This is a genomic window from Flavobacterium poyangense, from assembly GCF_011751075.1.
Taxonomy (GTDB): domain Bacteria; phylum Bacteroidota; class Bacteroidia; order Flavobacteriales; family Flavobacteriaceae; genus Flavobacterium; species Flavobacterium poyangense.
In genome coordinates this window covers 749,145-761,527 of sequence record NZ_JAALLN010000001.1, presented here as the reverse complement: position 1 = coordinate 761,527, position 12,383 = coordinate 749,145, and the positions used below count along the sequence as shown (strand labels likewise).

Below are 12,383 nucleotides of genomic sequence, written 5' to 3'. Positions count from 1 at the left end.
TAATTTTGTCAAAATTAGATAATATTTAGAAGAACCAATTTCGGTTTAAGTAATTATTAAGAAAAACCCGTTTGAGATTTAATTTCAAACGGGTTTTGTATTTTATAGTATTAGGCGTAGGCACAAACAATTCCGCCCATTATGGTCAGTGTGATGAGCCAGAATCCGGTGTGAATCAAAATGTATTTCCATGATTTTCTTTCGAATAGAGAATTGATTCCGATTATTGGTAAAGCAAAAAACAAGCCCGACATAAAACCGTGCAGCGCACCATGTTTAAAAGTACGATAAGCTGTCCCGTAATCTGCCATAAAAGCGGCAAAGGAAGGTTTTGCACCGTTTATATTTGGAGGACCGCCAATCATTCCTACTGCTCCGGACTGATGTATCGTCAATGCCATTAGGATCATAGCAATCATGAGAGAAAAAAGATACGTTAAACCAAAGATTTTAAGCATATTTCCGGTTTGAAGCTGCTCTTTAGTCAGATTACTTTCTTTCATCCATGCATTTCCGAAAAGATTGGGATGATACCAGATAAAACCAACTACAAGAGGCACAATAGCCGCAAGTAGCAATGCAATAAAGTTAATTTCCATAATATGAGGTTTTTATGATTAGTTAATCAAATTTAAGCAAAAAAGTAAAACGTTTGTTAATTTGTAATAAGTAGTATAAATAACGTTAATAAATTATTTATTAACACTTTATCGACATTCTGTGCTTTATAGCAGTAAAATGTATAATTTTATTGCCGAAAACAAACCCCCAAATCTGTTATGAAAAGTTATATTACTCTTTTTTTAGCATTTGTTTTTTCTCTAAATATTTTTGCAGATACTGTTTCGGACAAAGAAAAAGATGCCCTTATTAAATTGTACCATGCTACCAATGGATCACAATGGAAAATAAAATGGGATTTGTCGTTATCGGTAGCTACATGGTATGGAGTAACAGCTGAAAATGGAAAAGTTGTCGGACTTAATTTGTCCAACAATAATTTGAAGGGAGAATTACCCGTTGAGTTTTACGATTTAGTAAATCTGGTTGCTGTTGATCTACACGAAAACGATCTGAAAGGACAACTTCCCGTTGCGATTCAAAACCTGAAAGAGCTTGAAGTTTTGGATGTCTCCTTAAATGAGCTATCGGGTACTTTACCGGCTTCGATTTGCGAGCTAAAAAAGCTGAAAAATCTGGAGCTTTATGCCAATAAAATTTCAGGAGAATTACCAATAGAGATTGGGAAATTAAATCAGTTAGAAATACTGTCATTGTTTAATAATGAACTGGAAGGGCAATTGCCGGGTTCTTTATATAAAATTCAAACATTGAAAGTGTTGCTGTTGAATAATAATAAGATGTCCGGTAATCTCAGTAATGAAATACTTAATTTTACTGCTCTTGAAAATTTAAGTTTGTTTGATAATAGTTTTGGAGGTGAAGTTCCAAAAGAACTGGAAAAACTGCATAAATTATCTGAAATGAATCTCTCCTATAATAAATTTGAAGGAACCGTTTCTAAAAACCTGGTGTTATTAGACGCACTGAATATGACTATGTTTGACGAAAACGGAGATCCTGTTTTGTTAGAAATCAATACTGAAAAAGAAACACAATTGTAACCCCAAATTAATCGTGCTTATGAATGAATTTTACTCTCGTTAACAAGTTGATTAAATATATTTAGTTAATTGTCGAAAACCGTAATTCGTTACGGTTTTTTTTATGCCGCGAATTGCACGAATTTCCACTAATTAATTCGTGTGAATTTGTGCAATTTGTGGCTTTATATGCAGTTAATTGTTGAAAACTGTAACTAGTTGCGGTTTTTTTATGTTAGGAATTACACGATCTCCACTAATAAATTCGTGCAAATTCGTGCAATTTGTGGCTTTTTTTCATAACTTTAAATTATCAATATCGAAATGAAAAATAAAACGGAATAAAATCTTACTTTAACCCTTTTAATTATAAAATTATGGTCATACAATATAAAGGCGAACAATACGGAAAAGCGACACAGTTTACGATAAGAATCATTGGAAATAACCTTTCTAAAAGCAGTTCTAATTATCAGATAGATTTATTAGTGGGCGATAAACAATTACCCACTTTTACGACTTCAATTCACCAGAGTTTATCTAATTGTCTGAAAGAAATTTACTTGTTTAGAAAACATAACGGGATTGTATTTGATGCTTCTTCAGAAGAAATAAATCCGAAATTAGTGCCTTATGATAAGGTTTTGTACAACTACAATAAGTATGCTTTGTTTATGGCTTAGGTATTTTTGTTTTTTAATAGTATAGAAGACTGTTCTTAATTGAGCGGTCTTTTTTTTGGCTACTTGTAGGAGCGGGTTTAACCGCAGATAAGCAGCAATTTGTCATTCCGAAGAATGAGGAATCACACAAGGAACTCCGCACAGAATGCGACGAATCTTTGTTGAATTGCGTGTGTGATTCCTCCTTACGTCGAAATTACACGCTGAATGAATTAAGTGGCAATTTGCCATTCTTCGGAATTAACAATATTGTGTAAATAGCTGTTCGTACTTAAAATACATTAATTTCTACTAAAATTAAATCTGACAGGTTTTTAAAACCTGTCAGATTTGTCGTTTAGGATTATCGGAGTGACAGAATAAACGGGTGTTTTTATAAATTCAAATCCTTAAAACCGGAAACTTCGGTAGAAACTTCTCCTAGCCATCCGCCTTCGGCGCGGTTTGAATTGTAGACTTTGATGAAGTTAATTCCTTGTAGTTTTACGGGGCTTCCTTTTTTGTCTACAGCCCAGCTGATATCGATTTGTGCTTTCTCGTCGGCATTGGGCCAGTTGTCTGCATAACCCCAGTCATAGGCAGGGTTTACCCAATAGGTACCGGTTCCGGATTGATCGAATATGTTGGCTTTTAAAAAGGTTCCTTTTAAGGTAATGCTGGCGCCTTTCCAGGTTGGATAGAAAGAGTTGCTGTGAAAAGCATTTTTAGAGATATAACCCGTTTGTCCCTGATTGTCGGTCCAACGAATATAATTGGGTTCCGATGGGTTTTCAGGTTCGTTTTTGGGTTGGTAATATGTCAGTTCGTAATTTTTAATAGTGGTCGGTTTATTGTGTTCTGAGCCTGCGATTTCGTACCACTCATCATCTGGTTTTCCATTTTTGTTTGTATCGGAGGACACCATAATGATACCGGGTTCGGACCAATTACTGAATGCGTTTCCAAGAACAATAAAATCTTTACCTTCTTTATTGATGATGGTGTGGTCAAATCCCATTACGATATAGCCGCCAAATCCGCCAAGGCTTACCAGGCTTCCTGTTGTAAGAGCCGTTTCTGCTTTTTTTCGCATGGTTTCGTCAGTGTCTTTTGCAGTTGCTTCGGGTAAGGCATTTGTAAATTGACCGGGTGCAGGAAAGAATTCAAATACATTTTTAACTCCGTTCAGATAGGTTTTTTCCGTAACAACAAGGGTGAGTTTTTTATAGATTTCACCGGAATTGTTTTTTGCTCTATAATCAATTGTATAGGTTCCGGCTTGCGCAAAAACGTGCAGTAAATCTGCTGTGGTGGCAACTATTTTTCCGTTTATCAACCAGGTGTACGTCACGTCGGTTGTGTTTTTTACTTTAGGTTCGAGGTGAAACCATTGCATTTTATCAATTGTAAAACCATTTGCAGGTTCTGTAATTGTTACTTCTGGTAAGATTACTTCGCTAGGGGCGTCATCACTGGAGCATCCGGAGAGGAATATCGTTGTGGCTAATGCAAATAAAATTTTATTCATAAACGAAAGCGTATTATTTTTTATTCTTGTTTGCTTAAAAAGCGAAAGCCGAATTTAAATTTGATGTCCGACCTTAAAGTTTTGGTCCACGAAAACTTTAAACTATTAAGCAGTGGCAGGTCTCCTGACTTGTTCCCATTTTGAACAACCTTCCCACATTTCTAAAAAATGCAGTGGTAAAAGATTAGATTTTGGAAGTTTAAAAAATCGACCACAATCTGTCAAAATGTTGTATGAAACTTACAGTAACGGGCTTGTTCAGGATTTACACCTAATTCCCTTTTAATCAGCTACACCGAAAAATGAAGCTCAACCATTGCGAGTACAAATGTAAATAAACTCTTCGATGCTTCGAGGATTAATTTCAGAAAAAAGACAGATACTTTTTTTAATTCTTATTATGATCCATTCAGATAAATTGTACAAAAAACTTTCTTTTTGAGTTTTTTATAACACGAATTTTCTCATGATGTTAAAATTATTTATATACATTTGATATAGTATAATGATTATGAATAATTCGTTGGCTATAATTATTCTTCACATATAATTCGTAAAGCTTTATCTAAAAAATGTTCTTTTAAAATCTTTGTGAACCTTGCATAATACTTTGCGAGTCTAGCGGTTAAATTCTCACGCAAAGTTGCGAAGTCGCAAAAAATTCGTTTTATGCATGCAGATTAGGCAGATATTTTTTTGGCTGGATAAAACAATCTGAATAAATCTGCGTGAAAAAATTCTACGCAAACATAGGAGAAACATGGTTTTGAAAACGCAAAAGACATTTCACTTACTTAAAACCTCATATGAGCGATGTGTTAAGTATAGTTTTTACGACCCGAGCGAAGTGAATTGACGAAGTAATTACCCCAACGGGGCATAAATTGGTTTCTTTTAGCAGTGTAATGTTTGTATTAGTTACACAGTTAAGAGGTTGGTTAAAAATATATAAAGAGTGCGCTTTTGTAAAATTCAGTAGAACAAATCCTTATTATAAACCATTAATTAACAACCTATTATTATGAAAACAAAAATTATTTTAGTTGCTTTTTTAGTATCCCTTTTTATTTCTTGTCAAACAGATGAGTTTGCTCAGAAGCCATCAACGGCAGAGCAAAACAAAGAATTAAAATTTGCTGTCGATCCCGATGGGAAGATTTTACAAAACATACCACCCGAAATTCTAAACTTAATGGTAAAGAAGTTTGAAGTAGCGAATAAAAAAAGTGAAATCGAAATTCTTAAAAATTCCTATGATTTTGAAACAGGAAATCTAACTAAAGAAGCTGCAGGAAGTGATGCTTACTTTAAAAAATTGGAAGAACTGGCTGCAGAAAAAAAACTAACTGGTAAAACAGCCGCAATAAACGGATACAGAGCGCATGTGGCAGGAAAAGGCTGGCTGCCATGGACATCGTATGGAGCGGCAATAGGAACAACCGGAGAAGGCAGACAATTGGAGGCTATTGAATTTGGAGGCATACCTAGTCCGATTTGCAGAGTTGGAACGGCACATGTAGAAGGATATGGTTGGTACGATCAGGGATGTTCCAGATTGTTAGGAACTGTTGGTTTAGGCCGAAGAATGGAGGCCATTAAGTTAGCTACTCCAAATTATTACAGAGCTCATGTGGCAGATTACGGTTGGTTGCCGTGGGTTAGCGGTGATCAGATAGCCGGTACTACTGGTGAAAGCAGACGTATGGAAGCTTTTCAGTTGATGGTTTTTGTTTATTAGATTTCAAATATTATTTATCTGTTTAAATTAATCGAGGGTATCAAAAACCTTCGTTTGTAATATGAAAAAAGAGGCTGTCCGGGACAGCCTCTTTTTTTTGAACTATATATGATTTGAATTATTTTACTCAATTATTTTTTAAAACTAAGAAATAATCAATTTAATCCTTTTAATCTGTGGCAAAAAAAAAAGTAGCCACAGATTTCACAGATTTATGGGATTTTTTTTCTGATTCAATAGTAACCATGCAACAATCGAGTTCAGATTTAAAAAAAAAACAATTCGTAAAAATTCGTGCAATTCGTGGCAAAAAAACTTGCTGCGAATTACACGCAAGTGGTTTATTCATATTTTAAATAGCGCAAAATGTCAACTTTTGTTACCTGATAGGCTTTGGCTAAAACTATTGTTAGTGTGAGAAATAATAAAGACACAAAAGCAATGACAAATGGCAGAACCGGAATTTCGATACGGTAGGCAAAGTTTTCAAGCCATTTTTGCAATAACAGATAGGCCGGAATAATTCCGATTGCAAAACCCAGCACACAAAACAACAGATACTGTTTGGATAATTCCCGTAGCAAAAGAGTCGTTTCTGCGCCAAGTGTTTTTCTGATAGCAATCTCACGCAGTCTTCTTTCCATAGAATATGACGCCAAGGCAAATAGTCCAAAAATGGCGATCAAAACAACTACTGCGTTCAAAAGAGAAAACAACTTACTTTGGTCTTTATAATTTTTATACGTTCTGGCGAAATTTTTATCGACAAAATCATATTCAAACGGATACTCTGAATCGACTTTGGTTTTCCAGAATTTGTCCAGAGCAGCTATTGTTTCGGGGATGTTCTGTGGTGCTACTTTAATCGAAATATAACGCATATTGTCTTTCATCCATTGTTCACTTTTGATGTGAAAGAAAATCATAGGGGCAACTTTAAATTGCAGTCCCACATAATTGAAGTCTTTTACAATACCGACTACCTTAAGTTTTCTGTTGTTGAACGTTACTTCTTTGTTGAGCGGATCTTTTTCCATCAATGCTTTTGCAGCGGTTTCATTCAGTAAAACATTTGAGATACTGTCTGATGCCATTTTTTCGGTTAAATTTCGTCCTTTAACTATTTTTATTCCTAAAAGATCCAATAATCCAAAATCAATACCCATTTGCTGCGTGATGACTTCTTTGTTTGATTTGTAGTGTAATCCGGACCAGGAATTATCATTGCTTCCTATCGAAAATAAACCCGAAGAAACCGCTTCTACTCCTTTTATTTTGGAGACTTCCTGTTTAATGGTCTGATATCTTTCAAACTGATTCTGACCTTTTTTCGGTTTAAAGGTAATATCAATAACCTGTGCTCCTTTAAAGCCTAAATCTTTGTTTGACATATAATTTACTTGTTTGTAAACTATAAAAGAGCCAATTATAAAAAAGGTAGCGATGGCAAACTGTAAAATCAGCATTCCATTGCGGAGCCAGACCCCATTTTTGCTTCTGGAAAAATTTCCCTTCAGCACTTTCAAAACTTCAAAATTTGAAATGTAAATGGCCGGAAAAACGCCTGCAACGATAACAACAAGGAAAAAGATAAAAATGAGTTGCACATAAAATTGCGTACCAACCATAATCAGATTTTTATTTAGAAACTGGTTATAAGCTGGCAATGATATTTCTACGATTACCAATGCAAGAAAGACAGAGAAAAGCGTAATGAGAGTAGTCTCAAATACAAACTGAGTAATGATTTGCAGTTTTGAGGCACCAATAATTTTTCGGATCCCCACTTCTTTTGCTCGTTTAATGGCATTTGCAGTAGCGAGATTAATATAATTTGCAATAGACAGTAGCAGAATAAGTATTGATAACCCCATTAGGATTCGCAAGAATTGAAGGTTTCCTGTTCCTTCCGGAAAAGGATAATTTCCCGTGGAAAGTCTTGATCCGGCAAATGGCAGTAGTTTAGCTTTAACCGGCTCTCCGTAAAGTTTTGTAAACGCTTTTAGCGATAAACCTTCCTCTTTTGCCTGTTTCTTATAGTTCTTCTCCATAAAAATCTCGTCCAGATTTTTAATGACGGCAGTAGTATCACTTTGTCTTTTTAGTTTTACCATTAAACCATAACTAAAACCCCAGTCTTCTCTTCTTTTTTCCAGATCTTCCTGAATACTGCTGGTTACCGCTGCTGGCATTACCGCTGACTTTTGAGATAAACGGTATACACCTCGTACTACGAAGATTTTGTCGGCGTATTTGACCTGTTTCCCCATCGGATTTTCGTCTTTAAACAGTAGTGAAACCGTTTCTTCTGATAGTGCGATGCTATTGCGATCCTGAATGGCTGTTTTACCGTTTCCACGGATAAATTCAAATGGGAAAAAGGAAAAGAAATCACTTTGCGCCGAAAAAATATGGTCTATCAATTGTGCTTTGCCCTTATATTCAATATTCTCTTTAGTGTAATAAGGGTTTAAATAACAATAATTTTCGAGATAAGAAGTATTGGCTTTTAAGTCAGGGCCGGTTACCGGTGAATTTGTAGCCCAGACATTACCGCCTCCAAGGTCATTCATGACAACGTAAATCTTCTCTTTTTCAGGATTCCATTCGTCGTAAGAATGCTCCTCATTCCAATACAAGATGGCAAAAATTAATCCCGCTATCCCAATACTCAATCCTAAAACATTCAAAGTCGTAAAGAATTTGTTGTTTTTGATATGGTATATAAATATGTTGATCCAGTTCTTTAGCATGATCCTAGTTGTTAGAAGTAGTTACTAAAACATCTACATTTCTGTGATTCAATTTTTCAGAAAGGATAATTCCGTCTTTCATCAAAATTGTTTTTTGAGAGAAAGAAGCATCATAATCAGAATGGGTTACCATTAGAATTGTTGCTCCGTTGGCATGCAGATTGGTTAATAATTCCATTACTTCATTGCCATTTTTACTGTCCAGGTTTCCTGTAGGCTCATCGGCAAGAATTATTTTCGGATTGTTGATCAATGCTCTTGCCACAGCCACACGTTGCTGCTGACCTCCCGAAAGCTGTTGCGGATAATGTTTCAGACGATGCGTAATATTTAGCTTAGCAGCGATTTCCTGAATTCTTATTTTTCTTTCGGAAGGAGGAACATTGTTGTAAATCAAAGGCAATTCGATATTGTCATAAACCGATAATTCATCAATTAAATTGAAATTCTGAAAAATGAATCCGATATTTTCTTTTCGGGCTTTTGCTTTTGCTTTCTCTTTTAGTCCGATCATTTCCTGATCCAATAGGAGATAACTTCCGCTCGAAGCGCTGTCCAGCAATCCCACGATATTTAATAAAGTCGATTTTCCGCTGCCGGATGGTCCCATAATAGAGACAAAGTCGCCTTGTTTGATGGTAAGTGAGATTTCGGCCAGTGCGTTGGTTTCTATGTCTTCTGTTCTGAAAATTTTCGAAAGTTTTTTAATGGTAATCATGATTGTTGTTTTTTGATGTTGATTGATTTTCTTTGATTGATTTTAGTTTTCGAAGTAAAAGAAACACAACCGAAAATTAAGATAATTAACAATGTGTCAGCGCTATTTATTTTGCTATTTTTACTTTCGAAAGGTGTTAAATAATTAATGATTTACTGGTACTAATGTGATTTCCGTGCCGAAAATTTAAAAATTATAACTGACTGGTTTCTACATTTTTATTTTTTAAAGAAAAGTTATACTGTCCATAATTGGACAGCTTTCGTCCAAAACCGAACAAAAATGAAAAAGACAAATGCCTCCATATTAATCATAGACGATCAGGAAGACATTCTTTTTGCGTCGAAATTGTATCTGAAAAAGTATTTTGAGCATATTTATACGCTCACAAATCCCAAAAACATAGTCGAATTATTGGCGAAAAACACCATAGATGTTGTTTTGCTCGATATGAATTACAGAATAGGTTTCGAAGATGGGAGGGAAGGCTTGTATGTCCTGAGGGAAATAAAAACGCTTTCGCCGAAAACAGTTGTGATCTTAATGACAGCTTTCGGAAAACTAGAAACGGCTGTTGAAGGTTTAAAAAATGGCGCTTTTGATTATATCCTAAAACCATGGGAAAATACAAAGTTACTCGAATCGGTAAAAGAGGCTGTCGACAAAAGCCGTAAGGAGCAAAGAAAGAGTAAAGATGTTGTAGTTAAAGAGGCATTTTTTATCGGCAATTCCGAGATTATAAAAAAAGCGTATGCGCTGGCAGATAAAGTGGCAAAAACAGATGCAAATGTTTTGATTTTAGGGGAAAACGGAACAGGAAAGTTTGTTTTGGCGCATCATATTTATGCACAGTCAGAAAGGAAAAATCAGCCTTTTATTGCAGTTGATTTAGGTTCTCTCAACGCTAATATTTTTGAAAGCGAATTATTCGGTTATGCAAAAGGCGCTTTTACAGATGCTAAAGCAGATACTCCGGGGCGTTTTGAAATGGCGCAAAATGGTACTATTTTTTTAGATGAAATCGGAAATGTTCCGTTGCATTTGCAATCTAAACTGTTGCAGGTTATTCAGAGTAAAACGGTTACAAGGTTAGGAGAATCAAAACCAAGACCTCTGAATGTTCGCATTATTACAGCGACCAATTTAAGCCTGAAAGAGGAAGTTGCCGATAAAAATTTTAGAGAAGATTTGTATTACCGTATCAATACCATGGAGATTGTTTTGCCTCCGCTACGGGAGCGCTACGAGGATAAAATTCCGTTGGCGGAATATCTTCTTGAAAGAATGATAGAAAAGTACGGAAGAGATACCATTTCTTTTGATAAAAAGGTAGCGGAACAAATCGAAAAACACGCCTGGAATGGAAATATTCGCGAAATGGAAAACAAAATCGAAAGAGCTGTTATCCTTTGCGAAAACAATACCATTACAGTGTCAGATTTAGACTTGGATCAAATTACGTTGTATGAAGAAAATCCGGATGACATTCAGCTTTCTTCAGTTGAGAAAGCAACAGTCGAGAAAGCATTGCTGAAGCATAACAACAATATCAGTAAAACTGCTGAAGAACTTGGGCTGTCGAGAGGTTCTTTATACCGACGTTTAGAGAAATATAACATTAGCACCAATTAATATGCTCAAATCGTTAAAGACCTATAACCTTATTTTTCTGCGATTAATTTTGATTGTGGCTGGAATTGAATTTTCAATTTATCTGAACAAAGTCAAATTTGTATTCGCGCCTGTTTTTGGTTTTTTGATTGTTTTTTTTCTGATTATCGAATTGTATTTGTATGTGAAAAGTGTCATTTTGGTGTACGATAAAACAATTGCGTCGATTGTACAAAATGATTTTACTTCCGATTTTTCAAAGCATAAATCCAATCAGAATGATCTGTTTCAATTGTATGATATCTTAAAGAACAAACAGAACGAGCAGGTTTCAAGAGATATTATTTACACTTCTATTTTAAACAACATCGAAATCGGAATCATTATCCTCAAAAAAGAAGACAACGATTGGAATGTTTTTTTGATGAATGATTATTTCTCTAAACACTTTGATGTGCCCAAAGTTTCAAAATGGAAATTGCTTAGAAACCAGCTTCCATCGTTATGTGAGGTTATTGAAGAGCAGGATTTTCAGGAAATCAAAACGGCATTGGAAATACGTGTCAACCAGCAAAATGCACAAACTTTTGTCATGCAGACCTCGAGAACAGAAATCTGCGAATTGGATTATTTTATTGTTTTACTCGATTCGATTCAGAATGTAGTCGAGAAAAAAGAAAAAGAGGCCTGGGTTAATTTGATGAAAGTTATTTCTCATGAGCTTTTAAATTCGATAACCCCCATTCGGTCTATCTCTCAGAATTTGCAGGAACTGGTCGAACAGGATGCTATTTCGGCTGAAGATTTAGAAGATATTAAAAGTGGTGTAGGAACAATGTTAAGGCGAAGTGATCTTTTGCAGAAGTTTGTAGAAGGATACCGAAAACTGGCAATGCTGCCGTCTCCCAAAAAAGAAAAAATAGAATTGCAGCAACTGATTCGGAATTGTTTTGAGATCATGAATCCTTTATTCAAAGAAAAACAAATCGAAGTCGTTAATACAATTACTTTAGATCATTGGTTGTTGGTAGACCATCAGCAAATCGAGCAAGTGTTGATTAATCTTTTAACCAACAGCATGCATGCGCTTGAGGAAGTAGAGGAGAAGCAAATTCTGATTACCGCCGAGGCCATAGAAAACAGAATTTTTATAAAAATCACCGACAGCGGAAACGGTATTGAAAAACAAATAGAAAACAAAATATTCCTTCCGTTTTTTACCACCCGCAAAGAAGGTGCAGGAATCGGGTTAACACTCTCCAAAAGCATTATCGAAGCTCATGGCGGTTATCTGGATTTTAGAAATCAGGATGGCAAGACTACGTTTGTTATTTGTTTGGTTGAATAGCTACTTGTCTTGTAGTTTTAAAAATATCAACGCAAGTGAAAGCTGCAATAATTGGGTTGATAAAGAAGAATAACTCTAAAAAGCCTCCCTTCGCAATTTGAGAAAAGATTAATATTAAAAAAATTATGAATAAAAGCAGATTAAATGTTGCGATGCAGGAATAAGTAAAGCTTAAACACAATTTGTTTTTCTTGTCTTTTTTAAAATAGAATAACCTTAATAGTATTAGAATTATCCCTATTCCACCAGAAATGTAACAACTATACATATAAAATATTAAAACTTCAAATCCACCAAACCAGCCAGGAGATTTAAAAAAGTAAATAAAGAAAGCGCAAATTGTCCAAATATTAGTTGAAATTAACGATAAAACTAAGTTTTTAAAAATAGTTTCTTTCATGGGTGGACGTTTTTTGGTCGA

The 12,383-nt window shown here is 35.1% G+C and carries 10 protein-coding genes and 1 riboswitch; of the genes, 5 read left to right on the top strand and 5 right to left on the bottom strand.

The features are described 5' to 3' along the window. Positions 1–110 precede the first annotated feature (110 nt). Positions 111–599, bottom strand: a complete 489-nt coding sequence (locus G3A47_RS03005) for a DUF1761 domain-containing protein (RefSeq protein ID WP_166920276.1) — start codon at positions 597–599, stop codon at positions 111–113. 180 nt (positions 600–779) lie between these two features. On the opposite strand from G3A47_RS03005, the gene G3A47_RS03000 reads away from it, so the two are divergent. Continuing rightward, positions 780–1,625 carry a leucine-rich repeat domain-containing protein gene (locus G3A47_RS03000; RefSeq protein ID WP_166920274.1) on the top strand — a complete coding sequence of 282 codons (846 nt, stop codon included), beginning with the start codon at positions 780–782 and terminating at the stop codon, positions 1,623–1,625. 356 nt (positions 1,626–1,981) lie between these two features. Next, positions 1,982–2,287 carry a hypothetical protein gene (locus G3A47_RS02995; protein WP_166920272.1) on the top strand — a complete coding sequence of 102 codons (306 nt, stop codon included), beginning with the start codon at positions 1,982–1,984 and terminating at the stop codon, positions 2,285–2,287. A 373-nt stretch (positions 2,288–2,660) separates the two neighbouring features. Here the strand turns inward: G3A47_RS02995 and G3A47_RS02990 are convergent, their stop codons facing one another. Next, on the bottom strand, positions 2,661–3,794 hold the full coding sequence (locus G3A47_RS02990; protein WP_166920270.1) for a PKD-like domain-containing protein: 1,134 nt from the start codon (positions 3,792–3,794) through the stop codon (positions 2,661–2,663). 97 nt (positions 3,795–3,891) lie between these two features. Beyond that, a riboswitch (cobalamin riboswitch) is annotated at positions 3,892–4,127 on the bottom strand. A gap of 688 nt (positions 4,128–4,815) precedes the next feature. Here G3A47_RS02990 and G3A47_RS02985 point away from each other — a divergent pair. Next, positions 4,816–5,532, top strand: coding sequence for a hypothetical protein (locus tag G3A47_RS02985; RefSeq protein WP_166920268.1), 717 nt, complete (start codon positions 4,816–4,818; stop codon positions 5,530–5,532). Positions 5,533–5,873: 341 nt separating this feature from the next. Here G3A47_RS02985 and G3A47_RS02980 read toward each other — a convergent pair whose 3' ends face one another. Beyond that, on the bottom strand, positions 5,874–8,285 hold the full coding sequence (locus G3A47_RS02980; protein WP_166920266.1) for an ABC transporter permease: 2,412 nt from the start codon (positions 8,283–8,285) through the stop codon (positions 5,874–5,876). A 4-nt stretch (positions 8,286–8,289) separates the two neighbouring features. Next, complete coding sequence (locus G3A47_RS02975) at positions 8,290–9,003, bottom strand: ABC transporter ATP-binding protein (protein ID WP_166920264.1); 714 nt, start codon at positions 9,001–9,003, stop codon at positions 8,290–8,292. Between the two features lie 282 nt (positions 9,004–9,285). Between G3A47_RS02975 and G3A47_RS02970 the strand changes: the two genes are divergently transcribed. Next, positions 9,286–10,635, top strand: coding sequence for a sigma-54-dependent transcriptional regulator (locus tag G3A47_RS02970; RefSeq protein ID WP_166920262.1), 1,350 nt, complete (start codon positions 9,286–9,288; stop codon positions 10,633–10,635). Between the two features lie 163 nt (positions 10,636–10,798). Further along, complete coding sequence (locus G3A47_RS02965; protein ID WP_306783608.1) at positions 10,799–11,962, top strand: sensor histidine kinase; 1,164 nt, start codon at positions 10,799–10,801, stop codon at positions 11,960–11,962. Here G3A47_RS02965 and G3A47_RS02960 read toward each other — a convergent pair. Then, the gene (locus G3A47_RS02960; RefSeq protein WP_166920258.1) at positions 11,943–12,362 is read right to left on the bottom strand and encodes a hypothetical protein; all 420 of its coding nucleotides are present in this window, start codon (positions 12,360–12,362) and stop codon (positions 11,943–11,945) included. The genes G3A47_RS02965 and G3A47_RS02960 overlap by 20 nt on opposite strands. Between the last annotated feature and the right edge of the window lie 21 nt (positions 12,363–12,383).

Bases quoted from the DNA above. Each gene is read 5' to 3' on its own strand.
- G3A47_RS02985 (WP_166920268.1), top strand. From the start codon at position 4,816: ATGAAAACAAAAATTATTTTAGTTGCTTTTTTAGTATCCCTTTTTATT.
- G3A47_RS02975 (WP_166920264.1), bottom strand. From the start codon at position 9,003: ATGATTACCATTAAAAAACTTTCGAAAATTTTCAGAACAGAAGACATA.
- G3A47_RS02990 (WP_166920270.1), bottom strand. From the start codon at position 3,794: ATGAATAAAATTTTATTTGCATTAGCCACAACGATATTCCTCTCCGGA.
- G3A47_RS02995 (WP_166920272.1), top strand. From the start codon at position 1,982: ATGGTCATACAATATAAAGGCGAACAATACGGAAAAGCGACACAGTTT.
- G3A47_RS03000 (WP_166920274.1), top strand. From the start codon at position 780: ATGAAAAGTTATATTACTCTTTTTTTAGCATTTGTTTTTTCTCTAAAT.
- G3A47_RS03005 (WP_166920276.1), bottom strand. From the start codon at position 599: ATGGAAATTAACTTTATTGCATTGCTACTTGCGGCTATTGTGCCTCTT.
- G3A47_RS02970 (WP_166920262.1), top strand. From the start codon at position 9,286: ATGAAAAAGACAAATGCCTCCATATTAATCATAGACGATCAGGAAGAC.
- G3A47_RS02980 (WP_166920266.1), bottom strand. From the start codon at position 8,285: ATGCTAAAGAACTGGATCAACATATTTATATACCATATCAAAAACAAC.
- G3A47_RS02960 (WP_166920258.1), bottom strand. From the start codon at position 12,362: ATGAAAGAAACTATTTTTAAAAACTTAGTTTTATCGTTAATTTCAACT.